The organism is Desulfofundulus thermobenzoicus (assembly GCF_009428905.1).
In the GTDB taxonomy this organism is placed as follows: domain Bacteria; phylum Bacillota; class Desulfotomaculia; order Desulfotomaculales; family Desulfovirgulaceae; genus Desulfofundulus_A; species Desulfofundulus_A thermobenzoicus.
Genome location: NZ_WHYR01000046.1, coordinates 1 through 23,119 on the forward strand (window position 1 = coordinate 1; position 23,119 = coordinate 23,119).

Genomic DNA, 23,119 nt, shown 5'->3' on the forward strand with positions numbered 1-23,119 from the left:
ACAGTTTAAGCTTCTTTCCATGAGTTATAAAATATGTAATCTTGAGATTTTTTTTTTTTTTTTCAAGCAAAAGACGGCATACGACATGAGCGCTAGTCTCGTGGGCTCGGAGAGGTGTATAAGAGACAGGGGCGGGAGGCCCCGCCTGCGGAGCAGGGTGGGCCGCAGGACACCGGCACCCCGGCACTGTCCCCGGATACAGGCGGCAAACATGGCAGCCCGGGCGCTGATGGCCGGGCTGCCGCCGGAGATTCCGCCGGCAACAACCGGCCGGGAACGGATAACGGGCAGGTACCCGCCGGAGGGCCCGGGAGAAATGAGCGGCAGGACGGCAGTCCCGCTCATGAGGGTGATAGCCGCGCCAGCGACAACCTCACACCGCGTGTGTTCTTAAACCAGCCCCGCAGCATAGAAAGCACCCTGTTAAAGGTGCAGGTGGCCGACCTGGCGGCGGCCAGAAAGGCGCTGCTGGCGGAATCCGCCGGGCTGCCGTACCAGAGTTTCGGCCGACAGCAGGTGGATGGGCATACGGTGGAGATCTTGCGTTTCGTGGTCCCGGCGGAACGGGCCAGTTCCTTCACCGCCGTGGCGGCCGGGCTGGGCCGGGTGGTGGACCGGCAGTACAGCCGGCAGGATATCTCCCAGCAGTTCGCCGCCAGCCTGGACCATTACCGGGACCTGATCGCCCGGCGCAACACTGCGGGCAGCGACACCGAGAAGGCCGACCTGGACCGGCAGATCCGGGAACTGGAGCAACAGCTGTCCACATGGGACGCGGAAGCGGGCCGGCAGGTGGTGGTGGTGTGGCTGCAGCAGTAGATATATGGCCTAACGAAGCATTAAGCCGGAGATAAAGGCCTTGCAGGGGCACGCCATGCCACTGCCTATAACGTCAACTTTAGGTTTCACCGCAAAATGATAGTTAAACCCGTATATGGTTATCTAAAGCAGAAATCAATAAAGTCCCGTCACCATTAACGGGGCTTTCGTTTTTGGGTTTCAAACCTGATGTAACTGCACCTGCGCCGCAATTGACGGTGCCCTAGTATACGGCATGATTACTGCCCACTGTTATCAAGGCGCGCCGCTGGGGTGATACCACGGCAGAAAAAGTCAGCCCCCGATGAACGGGCTATTCGCTGAAAATATCCCGCAATGCCGCCTGCAGCCCCGGCAGAAGCGGGGAAATCAGGGTATCTTCTTCGTCGTAAATCCCGCTGCGGTTCCAATTCTTCTCGCCGCGCTCATACACTTCGATCAGCTGCAGGGACGGATCCACCAGCCAGTATTCCTGCACGCCGCTGTCATAATACAGCTGGCTTTTTTCCTTGCGGTCGTACTTGGCCGTGGATGGGGAGAGAACTTCCACCACCAGGTCCGGGGCGCCGCTGATATTGGTTTCCTGGACAATGGAAAGCCGGTCTTTTAAAACAACCACCAGGTCGGGGGACACCACCTGGTCGCCAAAAAGCACGTCCACATCTATATATACTTCCCCCGCGGCAGTCTGCCGGAAATAGTTCTCCAGAACGGCAAAAAAACGACCGACTATCTTCTGGTGGCGTGGTCGCGGCCTGGGGACCATGATCAACCTACCCCCGACAACTTCGTAATCGCGGTCATCATCCATTTTCAGGTAATCTGCGTAAGTGTACCGGCGGTCGCTCTTTATGATTAAGCCTTCCACTTCCGTCCCCCCTCGTATCATAGCAGTAGAACCACCGGACAGCCCCAGATTCCAGCTTTTAAAAGGGGTTATGGGATTTAGCGCCCGATCTCATGAAAGTTTACTATTTCCAGGATGTCCCCCCGCACCACCATGGCGTAGATGCCCTTTTTGGTGAGCAGGTTTACAGTGTTTTCCGCCATATCCAGGGCGGCGTATATGGGTATAACCTGACAACTCTTCAGTTCCGGGATGAACCGGGGCAGTTTTTCCAGCTTTTCCACGAAATCGTGCACGTACTCCACCCGGTTGGGGGAAGCCTTTACCTCCACCACAAAGGCCAGTTCCCCGGCCAGGGCCAGGATATCTACCTCGAAGGTCTGGCCATCCCGGCGGATCTTCCGGCGGGGCATCACGTCTTTTACGGCCACGTGGAAGTATTTTTCTATGGCCAGGTCCAGGGAGGGCACAAAAATGTCTTCAATGAGGGTACCCATTTTCCGGGCCAGTTCCCCCCATTTTTTGTTCATCTCGTCCCTGGAGGCCTTGCTTTCAGCTATATAAGCATCCACCTTTTCCTGGAAAGACAACGTCTGGTCTTTGAAGTCCTTCATCTCGTCTTTGAACCCCCTCATCTCGTCTTTGAAGTCCTTCATCTCGTCTTTAAAGGCCTTCATCTCGTCTTGAAAAACCCTCATCTCGTCTTTGAAGTCTTTCATCTCGTCTTTAAAGGCCTTCATCTCATCTTTAAAAACCCTCATCTCCGCTTTAAATTCTTCCATACCTTCCGCCAGCTGTTTTAGTTTTATTTCGGTAAGCCTGGATTCGTACGCCAGTTCCATCATGGCCTTTTCCAGTGCGCTTAATCTCTGGGCCGCCGTGCTCACTCGGGCCATGCCTCCTTTCCAAAGGACTTGGCTTTTCAGCCAACCATTTTACCTCAATCCAATCTTATCACGGGCGTTTGTTTATTGCAAAACTATTTTGACGGCGGATCGGGTCTCACCCGGCGGCTTTAATCAGCGCCAGCAACCGCCACACAAGCACCGCCGCCTGGGCGCGGGTCAGGGGCTCGTCCGGGGCAAAGAGGCCGCCTGGGTAGCCGCCCATCAATCCCGACGCCGTTACCCGCCCCACCGCTCCCCGGGCCCAGGAGGGTACGGCCGGCCAGTCCCGGTAGGCAGCTGCCAAAGATCCGGATCCGTCTGCCGCCGTGACTGCCGTTTTCCCGGTGGCGGCAGGAGAATCCCCGGAGCCGGCGGCTGCAGGGTTGCCTGCCGCCACACCGGCCGGTCCGGCCACCGGCAGCACCCGGTCCAGGATGCAGGCCGCCTCCGCCCGGCTGACGGGCCGGTCCGGCTTAAAGGTGCCGTCGGGGTAGCCGTAAACAATGCCCCGGGCAAGGGCCAGGCGTATATCCCCGGCCGCCCAGGATGGCAGGTCCGGGGGCAGGGCGGATCCGGTTTGCCTGCCGTTGAGGGCCGCCCCGGAACCGGGCTCTGCTGCGGTACCTGTACCGAGCAAATGATTGCCAATTACGGGCAGTGTTTCACCACCCATGGATGCGGCGCCGGTAATACCGCTCCTGCCCGCAGGGGCGGCCGCACCGGAAGAAGCTGCCGGTGCCGGGGAGTCCTTGCCGGAAGGGGCGGTCCCCAAAGTGGCGGCCTGCTCCTCCTTTGCCGCCGGGGCCGTTCCGGCATCCGGGCTCCCGCCGCCGCCATCCTTCCACCCCAGGGCGCGCACCAGCATGACGGTGAACTCGGCCCGGCTGACGGTTTTCTCCGGATAAAAGTTTCCGTCCGGATAACCGTTCAGCAAACCCCTTTCCGCCAGCCCCGTTACTTCCTTTTCCGCCCAGTGGCCCCGGATATCGGCAAATGGTTCTTCCGGAACGGTGAGGTATTGTCCGGCCACCCCACCGGTCCGCCCATCCACCGCCACCAGCTGCAGCGTATCACCGGCGGCCCCGGCCACTTTGGCGGCAAAATTTCCCCGTCCGTCGGGAACCGCCCGCACGAAATCCCCTTCCCGGGCATAAATATACACTCCGGTGCCCGTGGTGGTTCCCGCCACCACCAGGGCGCCGTTCTGCAGGCGGACGTGCGCCTGCAGGGCCGGTGCCGGTACACCTTCCCGGGTGCGGGCCTTTAAGACGGCCACCACGCCCGTTTCCCCTTCAGAGGAAGAAAGGATGGTGAATTCCACCTCTTCCCCGGGGCGCAGGTCTTCAGGTCGTACCGGGTAGCCGTTTTTGGTGATCAGGCTGCGGGTGGTCAGGCGGCCCCGCTGTCCGCCGGAGAGTTCCACCATTCCCCGGTCCGTGTTCAACTCCGCCAGAATGGCCGTACCTCCCCCGGCCACTTCGGCCATATCCACCCGCACCACTTTTTTCCCTTCTCCGTCCAGGGTCAACCGCATCCAGTCGCCCGGCAGCAGGGATGAAGGCTCGCCGGGTCTGCCCCAGCGGAAAAACTGGACGGACGGATCCACCTCCAGGGTGCGCATCTGGTTGCGATCGTCCACCAGCAGAATGGTATGGTTTGTTTCTTTATAAAAAACCAGCTGGCCGTAACACACCCTCCGCCAGGCGTTCAGGGTAATCCCCTGTTCCCCGGCCAGGAGCAGGGAAACGTGATCTCCCGGACGGATCTCTTTGAGGGCGGCCGGCTTCCCGTCCAGGGTAACCGGCATACCGGGCATCAGCCGGTAGCGCCCCCCTCCCAGCAGTTTCAACTCTTCCGCGCCCTTGTCCAGGGATTCCACCGTACCCACGGCCAGGTCGCGCTGCACCGCCAGGTAAACCACTTCATCCCCGGACCGGGAAAGCATCAGCCGCACCTTCATCCCCGGCGCCGGCTGGAACGTTTCCCCGCTCACCGGCCAGCCATAGGGTAAATCCTCCGGACTGGCATTTTGAATGTGATCGTCAAAGGCATAGGCCACATCGGCGGCCAGTTTATAGGGTTTTTGCTCGCCCAGCAGGTAAACCTGCCGGTTTTCCCCGTCCACCCGTTCGATAACGCCGCTCTTTTCCTGGTACCAGGACCACACCCGCCAGGCCTTCTGGGTGGTGGGATTTATGGAAGCCCACAGGCGCACCCCCGGGGGAATGTCCCGCATGCCGGCCGGCTTGTCGTTCACCCACAAAGGCTCCGTGGCCCGCCCGTCCAGGTAAAAACCCCCTTCCCGGCTGCCGGGATTGACCTCCTGGAGCAAAGGGCCGGCAGCCAGGGGCAGCAGTTCCGCGGCGTTCTGCCGCCAGACGCCGCCCACCAGGTACAGCAGGCTGCGGTTATCCGACAGGTAGACTTCCGCCCCGGGCAGGGCGTGGTTTACGCTCCAGGGTGGAGCTTTACTGCCCAGGGCGATATGACCCTGACCGGGGAACAGGGTCGTGCTGCCGTCGGTAAAGCGGACCTGGCCGCTCTTTTCATCAGCGGCGGCAATGATCTTTTTAGCCAGGGGCTGGCCGTAAACCAGGGCGAAGTCCTGCCCGGGCTGCGTTCCCGGCCCCACGCCCCGGCGTATGGCGGCGGCCCGCACACTGACCGTATAGGCACCCTTGACGGGATGGGGAATAAGCACCTGCTCTACATTGTTTAAATCATCCCGCCGGCCCTGGCCGGTGTCGTTTCCCGGGTATTCCTTTCCGTCCGGGCCGATGACCACCAGGTCCAGGTCATTGACCAGCGCCCGGGGCGCCCCCGCTTCAGCCGGCGGGTCGGTCCAGGCCAGGGTGGCCTTAAAGGGACGGGAGGTATCCTCCACCATAAAGCGATAAACCCTTTGTTCTCCCTGTACCAGGGGTGTGGATTCATTGGCGTATAGAAAGCCTTTTTCCTGCAGGCCCAGCACCGTGGCGGTCAGGTCCAACCGCCCGAACCCGGCCCCGGCCTGGTTCAAGGGATCGGCACCGTTGATCAGCGCCGCCTTGAGCAGCGCCGCCGGGGGGTCCGCCACCCCCCTTTGCTGAAAATACTGCCGCAGTAAAGCCGCCGCCCCGCCGGCCACCGCCGCGGCCATGCTGGTGCCCTGCAGCCGGGTGTACCGGGGATTGGCCGGGAAATTGCCTTTCACCAGGGGAGAAAGGGCGGAGATGATGCCCGTCCCCGGCGCCACCAGATCGGGACGTATACGCCCGTCCCGGGCCGGTCCCCGGCTGGAAAAGGAGGCCACTTCATCCGCATTGTCGCTGTATGGACCAAAGGTGGGACGCACACTTTCACTGGCCCCCACCACCAGGGCGTTCTTGCTGTTGGCCTCGGCGGTGATGGTGCCGGCGGCCGGGCCGGAGTTACCGGCGCCGAAGATGACCAGGAAGTCCGGGTGCTCCCGCACAAAGGCGTCGGTGCGGGCGGCGCCGCTTAAATAGGCGTTTACAGGCGCGCCCCAGCCGTCCACGTGGATGCGGGCGGCCGCCGCATAGGCGGGGCGGAAGAGGGCGGTCAGATCCGCCGGGGGATCGATCTTCCCTTCCTTATTCAGGATGCCTTCGAAATATATGCTGGCTCCCGGCGCCAGTCCGGCGAATTTTCCCCCGGAGGCGGCGCCGGTGCCCGCCACGGTGGCCGCCATGTGGGTGCCGTGCCCCACCGGATCGTCGGCCCTATCCCGCCCGGCCCAGGATTTGAGCATAATTATTTTCGGCTTCCGTCCGGGCACATTTTGCAGGTCCGGGTGGGGGTTGTCCGGGTCGCCGTTGCCCAGGCCGCTGTCGGCCAGGGCCACCACCTGCCCGTCACCGTTCAACCCGGCGGGAGCCACGAAGTTTGGAGCCTGCAGGGGGGCCGCCCCCACGATGGCCGCCGCCCGGTCGTTCAGGAAACCGGGGGCGGTGAAAGGTTCCACCTGCACCACCAGGGGCGAGGCGGCCAGCGCCTCAAGCCCGGCCCGGGGCAACTGCACACGCAGCACTTTTCCCTCTTCTTCCAATCCCCGCAGCACCCGCCCGCCGGCGGAGCCCACCAGGGCGGCCAGGGATTGTTTATCCCCGGGTTGAAAGACCACCAGATTAACGGTAACCTGTTCCCCTTTGCCGGGAGCAGGGCCGCCATTTTCAACCGCTGCCGCCGTGCCGGTTCCCCCGTTCACCGCCCCTGCACCTGTTTTCGCGTCAGCTTGCTCCCGGGGCGTTCCCTCCATCCGGCCGGCACCGGACGCGTCCTGCGCCGCCGGCTGTGCCGCATCTTTTATTCCCTCAAAAAAACCGTTATGTACCAGCGTTTTTAATTTATCGTCCGTTGTATAGAGCCTTACCTCCCGTACAAAGGGCAGGGCTGCCACAGCCTCCGCCTGGCCGGCGGGGCAACGCACCAGCAGCGCCCCTGCGGCGGTGAAATCGCCCTTTTCAACCAGCCGGCCCAGGCTCTCCCATTCCGCCGCGCCGGGATATTGTTTAAAAGTTACCATGTACAGCCCCCGGTCGTCCCGGGCGGCGCCGGTTTCCTCCCGGTGACCACCGGCGGGGCCAGACGGCGGTCCGGCATTGGCCAGGTTTTTTGTTCCCTGCCCCCCTGCCCCGGTTACCAGGCTAAAAATACCAAAGCCCGCTCCGCAGATGAGTGCCGCCAGAAGTAACAGCGTTACCGGCCACTGGTAGCGCCGCAACCATTTGCCCATTCTACGCTCCCCTTATATATGGTCATTGGTGTATAACACCAGAAGAGCAGGTTGTTTCCTGCCTCTACAAGAAATGATAATTCGACACAGATCCGGCTTTTCCTGCCGTCAGGAAAAATTCCTTAATTCTTTTAACTAATTGCCATGCCGGAGAACGTTTTTCAACCGGAATGATTCTTTAGAATATAGACGGTGGAAAGGGCGAAAATGTTTCACGCCTGGAAAAAATTTTTCACCGATAGAATGCGCCCATAAAAAAGGACGGCCACCTTTTCTGCCGTCGGGCAATTAAAAGGCGGCCACCCGTTTTTCCTGGTTAACTGCTTTTTTTCAGAACCAGTGGTTTTTTCCGGCGGGAAGTGTCGGAAAGGACGTTTAACATGGTCAATGCCCGGCCGGTGCCCAGGGCCACACAGGAGAGGGGATCCTCCGCCAGGTAAACCGGCACCCCCGTTTCCCGGCTGAGCAGCGTATCTATGCCGTGGAGCAGCGCCCCGCCGCCGGTAAGGACGATCCCCTTGTCCACGATATCGGCGGCCAGCTCCGGCGGCGTGTGTTCCAGCACTTCCTTTACCGCTCCCACCACCGCCTCCAGGTTTTCGGCGATGGCTTCGTGCACCTGGTAGGTGGTGATCACCTCCGCCCGGGGCAAACCGGAAACCAGATCCCTTCCCCGTATTTCCATTTCCTGGCGCGGTGAGCACTCGGGATCGGCGCTCCCTACAGCCATTTTTATTTCCTCACCGCTGCGCTCGCCAATGGCCAGGTTGAACACCCGCCGCACATAGCGCACGATAGCTTCGTCAAACTTATCTCCCCCCACCCGCAGGGAGCAACTGCAAACCACCCCGCCCAGGGAGAGGACGGCCACATCGGTGGTACCGCCGCCGATATCCACCACCATGGTACCGCTGGGCTCGGAAATGTCCAGCCCGGCTCCCAGGGCGGCCGCCAGGGGTTCTTCGATGACGTAGGCCTGGCGGGCACCGGCCTGAACAGCGGCCTGGCGCACGGCCCGCTCTTCCACGCTGGTTACGCCGGAGGGAATGCAGACCATTACCCGGGGGCGGAATAGGCCCCTCTTCCCACCGGCCTTATTCAGGAAATGGCGCAGCATTTTTTCCGTCACTTCATAGTCGGCGATAACCCCGTTGCGCAACGGGCGGGTGGCGATAATGTTTCCCGGCGTGCGGCCCAGCATGCGCCTGGCCTCGGAGCCCACGGCAATAACCCGCGAATTCTCTTTATTAATGGCCACCACGGAAGGTTCCCGCAAGACGATGCCTTTTCCTTTCACATAAACCAGGACGTTGGCCGTGCCCAGATCTATACCAATATCGTTATTCAGGCCGAGCATCCGTGCGTTTCTCCTTTCACCATCGCCTTAAGGCCCATGCCCGGTCCCGCATCCGCGTCCCGGCAGACCATCCATTCTGGCCCGCCGTTGCTCTAAGGGCAATTAAGGACAGCAATAATTCGGGCTTTTTTCCCGAAGGCATGATTGGTATGTTTCTACATATGGAGGCAAATTCCTCTAGCCCGGCCGAAAAAATTTCAGGTTTCTTTGTACTTTTTGCGGGTGGCTTCCCCGCCCCTCAAATGGCGTTCGGCCTTGTTATGTTCCAGTATGTTGCGCACTTCCCGGGCCAGTTGCTTGTTTAACGCGGGAAGCCTTTCGGTCATATCCTTGTGCACGGTGCTTTTACTCACCTGAAACACCTGTGCCGCCTGGCGCACGGTGGCCTGGGTTTCCAGGATATAGGCGCAGATATCCAGGACCCTTTTCTGGATGTATTCCTGCATCGCCCTACCTCCCCGGCTCAAAACCTATTAAATGTATATGCGCCGGGGATGGGGAAATGCCGCGCGGTAAAGAAAAAATCCCCAGTTGCCGCTTGCCGGGATGACCAAAAACAAAGGCCCGGACAGCCTGTTTTTCCGCCACGTTTTTCACCTTTTCCCACCACATGGGGAACAACGCCGCGGTTTTACCTTTTTTGTCGTCGGGGCCGGTTTACAGCCATCTTTTGCCGGAAAAGATCCCCGCACCATGCCCGGGCGCCGCACTACCCACCTTCACCGGGCGGCCATGGCGTAAGATGAAGCCCTATGGCTGGCTTTTCAGCTGAGAATGCCCCCCTCCCACCCGGGTAAGGACTGCATCACTTCCACCGGCGAACCCTTTACTTCCTTAACCCGGAGCAGGTCCAACGGGGCGCCAGGTATTTAAAATAGCCCAGAGCAGGGTCATCACCAGGGCCACCACCACCGTGCTCACCACCGCATAGCGCAACCAGCTACCCAGAAGCCACCGCCGCAGCCACCGCCGGTATTTTTCCACCGGATCCTGCCCGGATAGGCGTTCACCAAAGGGCCACAATTTAATCCCTCCCACCATTAATACCTTTAAGAGTATTCTGGCCGGGAAAAAGGTTTGTTATGCGGTGCCGGGTGTGTCAAGGGGACTGCCGGGTGTGTCAAGGGGACGGTTCTGCTGTCACAGGTGTGTCAAGGGGACGGTTCTGCTGTCACATGCTGCTGTCATATGAGGCACGGTTCTGCTGTGCATTCTGGATTTTTACATCAGGTACCCCTGCCCCATAAAAAGTGGCACCAGCAGAGGATCAAAAATTTTTCCTATCAGTCAATGCCGGGGTAGAAGCAGAGTACCTGTGCGGCGACAGTTCAGCGGGCCGTATCCTTAATTTTAACCACCGGTTTCAGCAAACATGTTTTAGCGCCTGCCCGTCATCTGGACCAGTTCCACGCCGGTATAATAGTGTTGCAATATGCGCTCAAAGTTATAGCCGTGCTCGGCCAGTCCCTTTGCCCCGTACTGGCAGAGGCCCACGGCGTGGCCGTAACCCCGGGTGGTAATCTCCACCTGCCCGCCTGTCAGGGCCATGGTAAAATCGGTGGAACGCAACCCCAGGCGCTCCCGCACCTCCACCGCACTTAACTTTTTGTCACCGATGCGGATTAACTTCGGACGCCCGGCCGGTGTCCTCTCCAGCACCTGCAAAGGGCCACCGCTACCCCCGGTCACCGGCACGGCCTCCAGCCGCACGCCCAGGGCCCGGTCCACCTGCTCCAGGGGCAGGCTTACGCTCTGCACCGCCCGGGTGTCGGTGTCGTAGGGGCAGGGTGCTCCCTTAAGGTAGGGCAGATCCTGCTGCCAGACCGCCGCCGCACTTTCCGTGCCGCGCCCCCCGCAGGAGGCATGATAGGCCGGCTCTATGAGCTGCCCCTGAAAAGTAATCACCAGGCCCTTCGTTTCATCCACCGCCCGGCGGATTTTATAATAGTATTCGTAAAAACGTAAAGGGCCCCAGCGCCGGTGCATTTCCTCCCGGGAGATCCAGGCCTGGCCGTGCCTGTGGTCGTCACACACATCGGCCCCCGGGTGCTCGCTGTTTATGACCGGCCCGCCCATCATGCGCCGCACCACAAAGGTACGGGCGGCCACCGCCTGGGCCTTCAGGGCTTCCAGGGGAAAGGCGGCCGGCATCTCTGCGGCCACCACACCAACCACATAATCTTCCAGGGGCAGTTCCATGACCTGACCGGTACCGTGGAGGTACAGGCGCACCCGGGCATCCCTGGCCTGCACCTGCACCGGTGAAAGCAGGTTCACCAGACAGGGCAGGCCCAGGTTGAGAAAAACCACCAGGCAGATAACGCCCAGGAACAGCCGGCGCACCCGTACCACCTCCCCTGCCGCCCGCCGCCCTTCCACCGTCGGACGCCGGAAAGAGCGGGCAGTAAACTTCCGGCTCTCCATGGCAATTGTTCAGTCAAACCGCTACCACCGGCACCATATACGGGCGGGATAACCTGTCCCCTACCAGATGTATATGCATGACCGGTCCGGGACATGCCCCGGATAAAACCGGGGACGGGTATTTTAAACCGGCCCGGTTCTCCGTCAGCCCCGCCGGCTAATATCCACTCCCAGGTCCTGCAGCTTTTCCACAAAACCGGCGTATCCCCGGTCGATGTGCTCCAGGCCGGTAATCAGCGTTTCGCCGTCCGCAGATAGGGCGGCCAGGGCCAGGGCGGCGCCGGCCCGCAGGTCGGTGGCGCAAACCCGGGTGCCGGTAAGCCCTTTCGTTCCATGGACTATGGCCGTACGGCCCACCACGGTAATCCGGGCGCCCATGCGTTTGAGCTCGGCCGCATGCATGAAACGGTTCTCAAATACCGTTTCCGTGATCACGGCGGTGCCCCGGGCCCGGGCGAGCAGGGCCATGAACTGGGGCTGCATGTCCGTGGGGAAACCCGGGTAGGGCAGGGTTTTCAGGTCCACCGCCCGGTACTGCCCGTCCGAGGCCACCCGGATGCTGTTTTCCTCCTCCTGCACGGAAACGCCCGCTTCTTTCAGCTTGGCCACCACCGGCTTTAAGTGGTCGGCGATAACGTTTTCCACCACCACCTGGCCGCCGGCCATGGGCGCGGTCAACAAAAAGGTGCCGGCCTCTATGCGGTCGGGAATGACACTGTAGGTGGCGCCGTACAGTTCACCCACTCCCTGGATGCGGACTACCCGGGTACCGGCCCCTTTAATCTGGGCGCCCATGGCGTTTAAAAAGTTGGCCAGGTCCACCACCTCCGGTTCCTCGGCGGCGTTTTCAATGACCGTCTGCCCGGCGGCCAGGGCGGCGGCGCACATGATATTTTCCGTGGCTCCCACACTGGGGAAGTCCAGGTAAATGCGGTTCCCCCTCAACCGGGGGGCGCAGGCCTCAATGTATCCCCTTCGCTGGGTGATGGTGGCCCCCAGCAGGGAAATACCCTTCAAATGCAGGTCGATGGGGCGGGTGCCGATGGCGCAGCCGCCGGGCACGGAGATACGCGCCCGGCCCGTCCGGGCCAAAAGAGGCCCCAGGACCAGAAAGGACGCCCGCATGCGCCGCACCAGATCCTCGGGCGCCTCCCAGTTGAGTTCATACGGAGGTTCAATGACCAGCCCGCCGTCCTGCTCCCGCACCTGAGCCCCCAGGTGGCGAATAACGGCACAGATGGTCCGTACGTCGGCCAGGGCAGGCACTTCCTCCAGGCGGGAGGGGGTGCGGGCCAGCAGGGAGGCGGCGATGATGGGCAGCACCGCGTTCTTGGCCGGGCTCACCCTCACCCGCCCGGACACCGTCCGCCCGCCGCGGATGACCAGCGTTTCCAAGGTAACACTCCCCGACAGATGGGCTTTATTTGCCAGTATTGCCGGGAACGACCATGTCCATACCTTTTGCCGGCGCGCTTATAAAACCCGGCACAGGAAAGAAAGAGTCAGCCTCGACCAGTACATTGTCCACCGGTTAGCCCGGTCCGTAGGCCGGGAGTGACCGGAACGAATGGCGCCTGTCCCCCAACGCACCGGTCTGGCTGGAGCAGCCGGTTAGAACCATCAACTTATTTAAGGGCATATAAAAACGGGCACCTTTACCGTGCCCGTTTTTCTACCGCACATTAGCCGCACATTAGCTGACCGCCTTCAGCCGGGCCATGGCCCGTTTCAGGGCCAGTTCGGCCCGCACCACATCAATGTCCGCCGTTTTGGCGGCCAGGCGCTGCTCGGCCCTGGCTTTGGCCGCCTCGGCCCGCGCCCGGTCGATTTCGTCTTCCCTTTCGGCGGTCCTGGCCAGGATGGTCACCCGGCTGTTGCGCACTTCCACGAAACCGCCGCTGATGGCCACCTTGAAGGTTTTACCCTCCTGCTGCACCCGGACCACACCGATGGCCAGGGCGCTGACCAGGGGGGCGTGGTCTGGCAGGAAGCCCAGCTCCCCTTCCACGCCCGGCACCACCACAAAGCGCACATCACCGCTGAAAACCTTACGCTCGGGAGTGACAATTTCCAGGCGTTGGGTTTTATCCGCCATGTTATGCACTTCCCTCTAACAGTTGTTTCCCCTTGGCCACCGCATCGTCTATGGTACCCACCATATAGAAGGCATCCTCGGGCAGGTCGTCGTGCTTGCCTTCCAGGATTTCCTGGAAGCCCCGGATGGTTTCCTTCAGGGACACGTATACACCGGGCCGCCCGGTGAACTGCTCGGCCACGTGGAAGGGCTGGGACAGGAAACGCTGCAGTTTCCGCGCCCGGGCCACGATCAGTTTGTCCTCGTCGGAGAGTTCCTCCATCCCCAGGATGGCGATGATGTCCTGCAATTCCTTATAGCGCTGCAGCACCTTTTGCACGCCCCGGGCCACCTCGTAGTGCTCCTGACCCACCACGTGGGGGTCCAGGATGCGGGAAGTGGAATCCAGGGGGTCCACCGCCGGGTAGATGCCCAGCTCGGCAATCTGCCGGGAAAGCACCACCGTGGCGTCCAGGTGGGCGAAGGTGGTGGCCGGTGCCGGGTCGGTCAGGTCGTCGGCAGGCACGTACACGGCCTGCACCGAGGTGACCGAACCCTTCATGGTGGAGGTGATGCGCTCCTGCAGCTGGCCCATTTCCGTGGCCAGGGTGGGCTGGTAACCCACGGCCGAAGGCATCCGGCCTAAAAGAGCGGAAACCTCGGAGCCGGCCTGGGTGAAGCGGAAGATGTTGTCTATAAACAGGAGCACGTCGGCCCCTTCCTCATCCCGGAAGTATTCGGCCATGCACAGTCCGGTGAGACCCACCCGCAGGCGGCACCCGGGCGGCTCGTTCATCTGGCCGAAGACCATGATGGTTTTATCCAGCACGCCCGCCTCGGTCATTTCCCGGTAGAGGTCGTTGCCCTCCCTGGTGCGCTCGCCCACGCCGGCAAACACCGAGATACCGCCGTGCTGCTTGGCAATGTTGTTGATCAGCTCCATCACGATAACCGTCTTGCCCACGCCGGCGCCGCCGAACATGGCGATCTTGCCGCCCTTCAAGAAGGGCACCAGCAGGTCCACCACCTTTAAGCCCGTTTCCAGCTGCTCGGCCCGGGTGGACTGCTCCACCAGGGTGGGGGCGGGACGGTGAATGGGGTAATGGTGGTCGCTCTTGATTTCTCCCTTGCCGTCAATGGGGTGACCCAGCACGTCCACCAGGCGGCCCAGCACTGCCCGGCCCACGGGAACGGTGATGGGTGCCCCGGTATCCAGCACTTCCATGCCCCGCACCAGGCCGTCGGTGGAGGACATGGCCACGGTACGCACACAGTTGTTGCCCAGGTGCTGCGCCACCTCCAGGGTCAGGTCTTCCTGCCCCTCCCTTTTGATGATCAGGGCGTTATAGATGTCGGGCACCTGGCCGGGCGGAAACCGGACGTCCACCACCACGCCGATGACCTGTACTATATGACCAACATTCATTAGCTACTCCGTACCTCCTTCGCGCGAAAGCTATAATAACCGGGCGAACGGTACAACTGAAAACTTACCCTGAAATATCCTTCCGGCGGGGCGCGCTTATTCCAGAGCCGCCGCGCCGCCCACAATTTCGGAAATTTCCTTGGTAATGGCGGCCTGGCGGGCCCGGTTCATGGACAGGGTCAACCGGGCGATCATGTCTTCCGCGTTCTTGGTGGCGTTGTCCATGGCGGTCATGCGGGCGCTGTGCTCGCTGGCCTTGGATTCCAGCAGCCCGTGGAAGATCATGTTCTCCACATACATGGGCAACAGCTCGGCCAGCACGCTTTCCGCGGAAGGCTCGAAGATGTATTCCACCCGGCCGGGTTTGCCCTCTTCCTTTTCCTGTCCTTCCGGCGGTTCCACCGGCAGGAGTTTGATCACCCGGGGCCGCTGCACCAGCACGTTTACGAACTCGCTGTACACCAGGTAAACGGCGTCAAAGGTGCCCTGGCTGTACTGCTCCATGAGGTAACGGGCAATTTCCCGGGCCTGCTCTATTTTAATGGTTTCACCCAGGCCGACGTACTGCTGGGCGATGCTGTATCCCCGGCGGCGGAAGTAATCCCGGCCCTTGCGCCCCACACAGACCAGGCTCAGATCACCGCTGACGTTTTTGATTTCCTGGGCCGTTTTCCGGATCAGGTTGGCGTTAAAGCCGCCGCAGAGACCCCGGTCGGCGGTAATGATCACGTAGGCCACCTTCTGCGCCTCACGCACTTCCAGCAGGGGGTGCTGTACCCCGCCGGCCGCGGTGCCCACCCGCCCCAGCACTTCCTTCATGCGCCGGGCATAGGGCCGGGCGGACAGCACCTGATCCTGGGCCCGGCGCATCTTGGCCGCCGACACGGCCTTCATGGCCTTGGTGATCTGCTGGGTGCTCTTGATACTCTTAATGCGACGCCTCAAGTCCCGTAAACTGGGCATCTATCCTTCTCACCACCTCGCGTGCATCTTTAAAGCGACCCTTAAGGTGGGGCATCTTCCCGTTTTTGCCCGAACCTTCCGGGAATTTACCCCGGGACTTACGCAATTTTGGCGGCAAAGCCCTTCTTGAATTCGGCCAGGGCCGCTTTCAGTTTTTCTTCCGTTTCTTTGGACAGTTCCCCGGTCCTGGCAATGGCTTCGCCCACATCGGGGTGGCTGGTGTGCATGTAGTTTAAAAACTGCTCTTCAAAGGGCAGCACCTGTTCCACCGGCAGGTCGTCCAGATAGCCGTTGACCCCGGCGTAAAGAACCATAACCTGATCCTGCACATCCATGGGGGCGTACTGCTTCTGCTTGAGCAGTTCCACCATGCGCTGGCCGCGGGTCAGGCGGGCCTGGGTGGCCTTGTCCAGGTCGGAACCGAACTGGGCGAAGGCGGCCAGTTCACGGTACTGGGCCAGGTCCAGGCGCAGCCGGCCGGCCACCTGCTTCATGGCCTTGATCTGGGCGGCACCGCCCACCCGGGATACGGACAGGCCCACGTTCACCGCCGGGCGGATACCGGCGTAGAACAGGTCCGGCTCCAGATAGATCTGGCCGTCGGTAATGGAGATGACGTTGGTGGGAATGTAGGCCGAGACGTCGCCGGCCTGGGTTTCAATAATGGGCAGGGCCGTCAGGGAACCGCCGCCCAGGTCGTCATTCAGCTTGCAGGCCCGCTCCAGCAGGCGGGAGTGCAGGTTGAACACGTCGCCGGGGTAGGCTTCCCGGCCGGGCGGGCGCCGCAGCAGCAGCGACAGCTCGCGGTAGGCCACGGCCTGCTTGGAAAGGTCGTCGTAGATAATCAGCACGTGTTTGCCCTGCTCCATGAATTCCTCGCCGATGGCCGCACCGGCAAAGGGGGCGATGAACAACAACGGCGCCGGGTCGGAGGCCGTGGCGGACACAATGATGGTGTAGTCCATGGCCCCTTCGTCGGTGAGCTTCTGGATCACGTTGGCCACGGTGGAAGCCTTCTGGCCCACGGCCACGTAGATGCAGATGACGTCCTTGCCCTTCTGGTTGATGATGGCGTCCACGCCGATGGCCGTCTTGCCGGTTTGCCGGTCGCCCAGGATCAATTCCCGCTGTCCCCGGCCGATGGGAATCATGGAGTCGATGGCCTTCAAGCCGGTTTGCAGGGGCTGGTGCACCGGCTTGCGGGTGATGACGCCCGGGGCGATCCGTTCAATGGGACGGTACTTGTTGCTGTTGATGGGGCCCTTGCCGTCCAGGGGCCGACCCAGGGGGTTGACCACCCGGCCGATGAGGGCATCGCCCACGGGCACGGAGGCGATGCGGCCGGTGCGTTTGACCGTATCCCCTTCTTTAATGTGGGTATAGGCGCCCAGCAAAACACAGCCGATGTTATCCTCTTCCAGGTTCAGGGCCATACCCAGGGTGGGTTCTCCTCCCTCGGTGGGGGCCGGAAACTCCAGCAGCTCCATGGCCATGCAGTCTTCCAAGCCGTATACCCGGGCGATACCGTCACCCACCTGGATTACGGTGCCCACATCGCGCATTTCAATTTGCGCCTGGTATTTTTCAATCTGCTGCCGAATGATCGAGCTGATCTCTTCCGGTCGCAAATTCATTCTACTGGTTCACCCCTATCGCATTAACTTATTTGCCTGAGGTGCTCTCGCAACGTGGCCAGGCGGGTGCGCAGGCTGCCGTCGATCACCCGGTCGCCGATGCGGACCACCACTCCGCCCAGCAGGGCGGGATCCACATTGTAGGTGGTCTGTACCTTTTTACCGGTGATGCGGGCCAGCACTTCGCCCAGCTTTTTCTTTTCTTCTTTGGACAATTCCACGGCACTGGCCACCCGGGCCGATACGATGTTCCGCGCCCGGTTGGCCATTTGCGAAAAGTGGTCCACAATGTCCCCCAGGAAGGCTTCCCGTTGCCTGTCCACCAGTAAAAAGAGAAAATTCTCCGTTACCGGCGCTATTTTCCCGGCAAAAAGCCCCTTTAAAACGTCCTTTTTATCTGCAGGGGTAATGCGGGGGTGATAGAGCACTTTCTGCAGATCGGGGGATTCTTTGATAATCCGGTCAACGGTCTTCAGTTCCTGCTCCACCTGATCCACCAGACCCGCGGCCGTGGCCAGATCATAAAGGGCTTCCGCGTATCGTGCGCCCACCGCCCCTTTTAACATGGCAGACCCCCTGCCTCGTCAATGAATTCCTTGATCAGGTTGTGCTGAATCTCGGGGGTTATGGTCTGGTTGATAATCTTCCCGGCAACCAGCACGGACAGGTCCGCCACCTGGTTGCGCAATTCTGCAACCGCTTTCTCCTTCTCCCGGGCAATCTCCTCCAGGGCGCTTTCTTTAATCCGCTGCGCCTCGGCCTTGGCGGCGTCCAGAATTTGCTGGGCCTTTTCCTCGCCGGCTTTGGTGGCATTCTGGATGATGGCCTGGGCCTCCTCGCGGGCCTTCTGCATTTCGGCCGTGTACTGCTGCCGCAGGGCTTCGGCCTGCCTGCGCTCCTCTTCGGCAGCGGACACATTACTGGCGATATATTGCTGACGCTGTTCCAGGAGATTAACGAGCGGCTTGTAAACCACCAAACGAAGGAAGATTAATAAAACAATAAAGTTAATAATTTGGGCCAGCAGGGTATAATTAATTCCCAGCGCTTCCACCAGTTCCCCTCCTTCCTTCTACCCGCTGCCGTGGGCAAAAGGAAGGCAATAGCAGGTTGACCCGCATCCTGCTATGCCACCTTTCACCCACTGTTTCCTGCATCAACCACCAATTTTACCAAACAGCATGAAGGCGATAACCACCGCGATGATGGGCAGGGCTTCGATCAAGCCCACAGAGATGAACATTGTGGTCAGCAGGTTACCTCTAAGTTCCGGCTGACGGGCCATGGATTCCACCGTGCGGCCGGTGACCAGACCGTCACCGATGCCGGCGCCCAGGGCGGCCAGTCCCACGGCCAGAGAGGTACCGAGGGCAGCAGCAGCTCCTACTTCCATAAACTCTCCCCTCCTTTCCCTAAAATGCTACTTTTCGGAAATGTATCTTTTTATGAGATGACTGGCCGGTGAATGGGTTAGTGCTCATGGTGTTCCTGCACCACCTGCGAAATGTAAGCAATGGTGAGCATGGTGAAAATAAAGGCCTGGATAAAACCGACGAAAATGCTGAAGGCCAGCCAGACCACCGACGGAATAAACCCGCCGAAGAAGAATGTGTTCAGGCCCAACAGCCCAAGCAGCACCGCTATGAGGACCTCGCCGCCGTAAATGTTCCCGTATAGACGGAAGGCCAGGGTTACCGGTTTGGCCAGTTCTTCAACGATAGTCAGTGGCAGGAAGAAGGGAAATGGTTCCAGGAAGTGCTTGAAGTGTCCGGCTCCTTTGTAACGCAAGCCCATGAACTGCACCAGGAAGAAGACCATAATGGCCATGCCGGCGGTGGTGTTTACGTCGGCGGTGGGGGACTGCATGGTGGGAACCAGGCCCCAGAGGTTGCTGAACAAAAGGAAGATAAAGAGGGTGAAGATCAGGGACATAAGACCGGCACCCTTGCGCGGGTCCATGTTTTCAAACACCAGGCCCCGCAGGAAGAGGAAGATCTCCTCCACCATCAGCTGGAGTTTGCCCGGCCTTTTCATGTTCATGTTGCGGGTGGCCGATACGGTGAAAAGGATCACCAGCAGCATGACCACCCAGGTCATGATCAGTGTTTTGGGATTGAGGGTGACGTGGGTGCCGCCTAGGGTGAACTCCCAGGGGTGGTGGGGAAACCCCCAGACGTTTAGCTCCTCGTGTACCTGTTCCAGGCTTTTCACGATTTCACCTCCTCTTTTTTAAATTTTTTCTATTTCAGAAAAATATTTCCCTTCGGAACGGCTTTGCCGGGCGGCAAATACGGCGGCGTCCACGGCGGTAATGCAGGGGACCAGCAGCATGCCCGCCCCCAGCCAGAGGATGTTTACCCCCGTCACCCGTCCGGCCACCAGGACCACCGCGGCCACCAGGGCCAGGCGCATGACCAGCCCCTGGCGCATGTAACCCCGGGCGCTCTGCCGGGACAGGCCGCCCAGGCGCCCGATGCGCAGGGCCAGGGAATAGGTATTGTACATGCCGGTCAAAAGCCCCAGGAGCAGGCCCCAGGCCAGGGGGTCCCGGGGACTGGCCGCCACGGCCAGGGCGGTGAGGACAAGCAAACCCCCCGTGATGCGCAGGGTGCGTTTCAACTGGTTATCCAGTTCAGGTATGGACGGTAGGGAAGGCATGACCATTTACTCCTCGTTTTTAAAAAATCGCCCCACTGTCTGGACGACTCCCCAGATGCCGGCGGCCATGCCCAGCAGGATGCCCGCCGTCATCAGCCAGGGTTCCGTATGAAACTGGCGGTCCAGCCACCGCCCGCCGTAAAAACCGGCGGTGACCATAATGGCCATTTCCATGCCAATGGTGGTGGTCAGGGCCATGGCGGACAGGACACGACCCCACACCCGCCGCTCGCCCATGCGGATATCCCCTTTCCCCTTCCGGTCCGTTTTATCTGCCCGGCTTCCAGCACAGCTATTTTATTCCAGGCATTCTGTTATTATTACCGCCCCAGGGAGGCAGCACTCCGGACAGGCAAAGGGATTTTGTCAACTTTTACCGGATTATTGTCGTCTGCGTTACACTCATCACAAGTATTCTTCTACACAAAGTCGCTTATTCCTTCACCCGGAAAAGACTTTTTTGCACCACGGAAAACATTTCTTGAAACGTCTGGAAAAGGAGAGGTTTAAGCCGGCTCCTTTCCGGGAAAGCCCCCGGTCAACGGGGTTAAAGGGCCGATCCCTTTATGCAGAATCCGGACGGTTGAAAGGGCTCCGGCGGTTCCGCGGCCAGGCCGAAGTGGTAGAGAATGGCCCGGCAGATACGCCTGGCCGCCCGGCCGTCCCCGTAAGGGTTCACCGCTTCGGCCATCTGCCGGTAGTGGGCGGGGTCGTCCAGCAAACGGGCGGTTTCGTCCCTGACCGCCTGCCGGCCCGTACCCACCAGGCGCACGGTGCCGGCCTCCACCGCCTCCGGGCGTTCGGTGGTGTCGCGCAGCACCAGCACGGGTTTGCCCAGGGCCGGGGCTTCCTCCTGCATACCCCCGGAATCGGTGAGAACCAGATAACACCGGTCCATCAGATGAACAAAGGGCAGGTAGGAGAGGGGTTCGATCAGGTGAACCCGGGGCAGCTCTCCCAGCACTTCCCGCACCACCTGTCTTACCCGCGGGTTGCGGTGGACGGGAAAGACTATTTCCACGTCATCATAGGCGGTGACGATGTCCCGCAGGGCCAGGTAGATATCCCGCATGGGCTCGCCCAGATTTTCCCGCCGGTGGGTGGTGACCAGAAGCACCCGCCTTTCCCGGTAGTTTATACTCTCCAGGATGGGGTCATGGAACCGGTAACCGGGATCCACCGTGGCCAGCAGGGCGTCGATGACCGTGTTTCCGGTGACAAAGATTTTCTCCGGGGCCACGCCCTCCCGGAGCAGGTTGGCCCGGGCGGTGGCCGTGGGGGCGAAGTGCAGGTCGGCCACCACGCCGGTCAGGTGGCGGTTCATTTCTTCGGGGAAGGGAGAATATTTATTCCCGGTACGCAGCCCCGCCTCCACGTGACCCACGGGAATCTGGCGGTAGAAGGCGGCCAGGGCGGCCACAAAGGTGGTGGTGGTATCCCCGTGGACCAGCACCAGGTCCGGTTCTTCGGCGGCCAGCACCTGTTCCAGTCCGGTAAGGGCCCGGCGGGTGATATCAAAAAGGCTCTGGCCGGGGGCCATGATGTCCAGATCGTAGGCCGGCTCTATGTGGAACAGTTCCAGCACCTGATCCAGCATCTCCCGGTGCTGGGCGGTGACGGCCACCCGGCAGGTTATCCGTTCCCTCTGGCCCTGCAATTCCCTGATCAGGGGGGCCATTTTGATGGCCTCCGGCCTGGTGCCGAAGACGGTGAGAATTTTGAGCATAACGGAACTCCTTTTCATTCTTCTTCAAAGGGTTCCCCCCGGGCCAGGGCCATCTCGGCCCGGGCCAGCTGGCGGCCCAGGTAGAGGGCGTGGCCGATGTCCGACAGGGCCAGGTCCCGGGCCAGCTCGTGCTGCAGCCTTTCGGCCTTTTTCCCCCGGTACTCGTTGATCACCATATCGCCATACAAATGGTACACCACTATTTCCCCATCCTCCACGGTCACCCGGAAGGTGCCGTGGGGGTCGAAAAGAAGCTCGAATTTCTTTTCCGCAGCCACCATTTTTGCCCGCTGGTATTCCTGCACATCCACACTGATGGAGTGGCTGAAAACGGTAATGGCTCCCGTTTCCAAACCCGTTTGCCGGGCCACAAAATTTTGTATGGCCATCAGGCCGTAAAAATTCTCCAGCCAGGCATCCACCGCATTGTGGGTGCGGAAGGTGGCCGTTAAAGTCAGGCGTTCCTCGAAGACCCGGAAGAACAGGGAGACCAGGCAGGGCCGCCCGCCTGTGGCGGTGAGATCCCGCCGGGTATCCCAGAGGGAAATGTAGCAGTGGCGGTCCCGGGCGTCCTCCTGCAGGCGGCGCACCACCTCCGCCAGGCCGTCCACCCCGAAGTAGGCGCCGATGCGGTGGCCGTAGCGGTAGCTGGTGTCCCCCGGCGGCGGCGCCGGGTCCAGGATATCCCGCTGGTAGGCCCTGAAGCGTTCCAGGTCGAAACCGTAGCGGGCCAGTTCCTCCGCCCGCTCAATGCCGGGCTTTTCCACCACTACTTTAACATTCTGCAATTCCTGGCGATCTCCTTTTTTTAAATGGACCAGATGACCGAAACGAACCAGGCGGAAGAGCAATTCCCGCCAGGCCTGTAGGGGCGTGTCCCGCACAATCACGTGTGCCCGGGGATTGCCGGGATAACGGCTCACCTGCACCGGGGGCAGGGCCAGGGCGATGCGTTCAGGGAGTCGCTCCCCGGACGGCGGTTTTAGCCGGGCAAAAATGCCGGCCAGGGCGGCCAGGCTGTCCGGCGCGGTCAGGTCCCCCGGGCAGAGTATTTCCGGGGGGCGGTGAAACAATTCCGGCCCCAGCAGGTGGTCCACCGTGCGGTTTGTCCCCACCACGCGGCGGCAGCGGATACCCAGGGTTTCATAATCTTCCACCCCCCGGGTGAAGAAATTGATCAGGTCTTCCCGGGAGCCGGAGCGGTTGCGGCCGCAGACCACCAGGTAGCGGATCTGGGGGTTGTAGAGCAGGTTGCGCAGCAGGTGCTTCAAGCCGTTGCCGTAAAGATTGCCCATGACGGCCACGGGGGAAGTGCGGGGGTCCAGGTCCACCCCGGCGGCGGCAAACCGGTCCAGCACCCAGGATATGCGCGACCACAGGGTGACCACCCCCACATAGCCCCGGGGGTTGACCATATGCAGTTTATCCGGGAAATACAGGGGAATGAACTCCAGACTCATGTTAATTCGCCTCCAGACCAGGCCATTTGCACCTTCTCGCAAGCGTATCGCCCGCCGTCGCCCTTACGGATGCCGGCCGGGCCGCCGGCCGCTCGCCGGCATGGAACAA

21 protein-coding genes are annotated in these 23,119 nt (G+C 61.0%); 1 reads left to right on the plus strand and 20 read right to left on the minus strand.

From position 1 onward, the window contains the following. The first annotated feature begins 114 nt into the window (after nt 1–114). Nucleotides 115–819, plus strand: coding sequence for a DUF4349 domain-containing protein (locus GFC01_RS14060; protein ID WP_152947804.1), 705 nt, complete (start codon nt 115–117; stop codon nt 817–819). A 313-nt stretch (nt 820–1,132) separates the two neighbouring features. On the opposite strand, the gene GFC01_RS14065 is transcribed toward GFC01_RS14060, so the two are convergent. From GFC01_RS14065 to GFC01_RS14160, 20 genes are all read right to left on the minus strand, one after another. After that, nucleotides 1,133–1,687: a Uma2 family endonuclease gene (locus GFC01_RS14065; RefSeq protein ID WP_341474001.1), complete on the minus strand. Its 555-nt coding sequence runs from the start codon at nt 1,685–1,687 to the stop codon at nt 1,133–1,135. Nucleotides 1,688–1,764: 77 nt separating this feature from the next. After that, nucleotides 1,765–2,562, minus strand: coding sequence for a hypothetical protein (locus GFC01_RS14070; protein WP_152947806.1), 798 nt, complete (start codon nt 2,560–2,562; stop codon nt 1,765–1,767). Nucleotides 2,563–2,668: 106 nt separating this feature from the next. Then, nucleotides 2,669–7,288 carry an S-layer homology domain-containing protein gene (locus tag GFC01_RS14075; protein WP_152947807.1) on the minus strand — a complete coding sequence of 1,540 codons (4,620 nt, stop codon included), beginning with the start codon at nt 7,286–7,288 and terminating at the stop codon, nt 2,669–2,671. Between the two features lie 316 nt (nt 7,289–7,604). Continuing rightward, on the minus strand, nt 7,605–8,645 hold the full coding sequence (gene mreB / locus GFC01_RS14080; protein WP_152947808.1) for a rod shape-determining protein: 1,041 nt from the start codon (nt 8,643–8,645) through the stop codon (nt 7,605–7,607). 197 nt (nt 8,646–8,842) lie between these two features. Then, on the minus strand, nt 8,843–9,091 hold the full coding sequence (gene spoIIID / locus GFC01_RS14085; protein ID WP_152947809.1) for a sporulation transcriptional regulator SpoIIID: 249 nt from the start codon (nt 9,089–9,091) through the stop codon (nt 8,843–8,845). 388 nt (nt 9,092–9,479) lie between these two features. Then, complete coding sequence (locus tag GFC01_RS14090; protein ID WP_152947810.1) at nt 9,480–9,668, minus strand: hypothetical protein; 189 nt, start codon at nt 9,666–9,668, stop codon at nt 9,480–9,482. Between the two features lie 354 nt (nt 9,669–10,022). Next, nucleotides 10,023–11,069 (minus strand): stage II sporulation protein D, encoded by a 1,047-nt coding sequence (gene spoIID, locus GFC01_RS14095; protein WP_152947811.1) that lies wholly within the window; start codon nt 11,067–11,069, stop codon nt 10,023–10,025. Nucleotides 11,070–11,213: 144 nt separating this feature from the next. Then, nucleotides 11,214–12,464 carry a UDP-N-acetylglucosamine 1-carboxyvinyltransferase gene (gene murA, locus GFC01_RS14100; RefSeq protein ID WP_152947812.1) on the minus strand — a complete coding sequence of 417 codons (1,251 nt, stop codon included), beginning with the start codon at nt 12,462–12,464 and terminating at the stop codon, nt 11,214–11,216. A 298-nt stretch (nt 12,465–12,762) separates the two neighbouring features. Continuing rightward, nucleotides 12,763–13,164: a F0F1 ATP synthase subunit epsilon gene (locus GFC01_RS14105; RefSeq protein ID WP_152947813.1), complete on the minus strand. Its 402-nt coding sequence runs from the start codon at nt 13,162–13,164 to the stop codon at nt 12,763–12,765. A gap of 1 nt (nt 13,165) precedes the next feature. Beyond that, entirely contained in the window at nt 13,166–14,569 is a 1,404-nt protein-coding gene (gene atpD, locus GFC01_RS14110) for a F0F1 ATP synthase subunit beta (protein ID WP_152947814.1), read from the minus strand. A gap of 96 nt (nt 14,570–14,665) precedes the next feature. Next, nucleotides 14,666–15,532 carry an ATP synthase F1 subunit gamma gene (atpG, locus tag GFC01_RS14115; RefSeq protein ID WP_152947815.1) on the minus strand — a complete coding sequence of 289 codons (867 nt, stop codon included), beginning with the start codon at nt 15,530–15,532 and terminating at the stop codon, nt 14,666–14,668. 98 nt (nt 15,533–15,630) lie between these two features. Next, the gene (atpA, locus tag GFC01_RS14120) at nt 15,631–17,166 is read right to left on the minus strand and encodes a F0F1 ATP synthase subunit alpha (RefSeq protein ID WP_152947816.1); all 1,536 of its coding nucleotides are present in this window, start codon (nt 17,164–17,166) and stop codon (nt 15,631–15,633) included. A 23-nt stretch (nt 17,167–17,189) separates the two neighbouring features. Next, entirely contained in the window at nt 17,190–17,732 is a 543-nt protein-coding gene (locus GFC01_RS14125) for a F0F1 ATP synthase subunit delta (RefSeq protein WP_152947817.1), read from the minus strand. Beyond that, a complete protein-coding gene (atpF, locus tag GFC01_RS14130) occupies nt 17,726–18,220 on the minus strand; it encodes a F0F1 ATP synthase subunit B (RefSeq protein ID WP_341474002.1) in 495 nt (164 codons plus the stop codon). Before atpF ends, GFC01_RS14125 begins: the two co-directional genes overlap by 7 nt. 102 nt (nt 18,221–18,322) lie before the next feature. Further along, entirely contained in the window at nt 18,323–18,559 is a 237-nt protein-coding gene (gene atpE / locus GFC01_RS14135) for a F0F1 ATP synthase subunit C (RefSeq protein ID WP_152947819.1), read from the minus strand. Nucleotides 18,560–18,636: 77 nt separating this feature from the next. Beyond that, nucleotides 18,637–19,380, minus strand: a complete 744-nt coding sequence (gene atpB / locus GFC01_RS14140; protein ID WP_423244398.1) for a F0F1 ATP synthase subunit A — start codon at nt 19,378–19,380, stop codon at nt 18,637–18,639. A gap of 15 nt (nt 19,381–19,395) precedes the next feature. Continuing rightward, nucleotides 19,396–19,824, minus strand: a complete 429-nt coding sequence (locus GFC01_RS14145; protein WP_194174964.1) for an ATP synthase subunit I — start codon at nt 19,822–19,824, stop codon at nt 19,396–19,398. 6 nt (nt 19,825–19,830) lie between these two features. Further along, on the minus strand, nt 19,831–20,061 hold the full coding sequence (locus tag GFC01_RS14150) for an AtpZ/AtpI family protein (RefSeq protein WP_152947821.1): 231 nt from the start codon (nt 20,059–20,061) through the stop codon (nt 19,831–19,833). 310 nt (nt 20,062–20,371) lie between these two features. Further along, nucleotides 20,372–21,550, minus strand: coding sequence for a non-hydrolyzing UDP-N-acetylglucosamine 2-epimerase (gene wecB, locus GFC01_RS14155; protein ID WP_152947822.1), 1,179 nt, complete (start codon nt 21,548–21,550; stop codon nt 20,372–20,374). 14 nt (nt 21,551–21,564) lie between these two features. Next, nucleotides 21,565–23,010 (minus strand): thymidylate synthase, encoded by a 1,446-nt coding sequence (locus GFC01_RS14160; RefSeq protein WP_243137599.1) that lies wholly within the window; start codon nt 23,008–23,010, stop codon nt 21,565–21,567. Between the last annotated feature and the right edge of the window lie 109 nt (nt 23,011–23,119).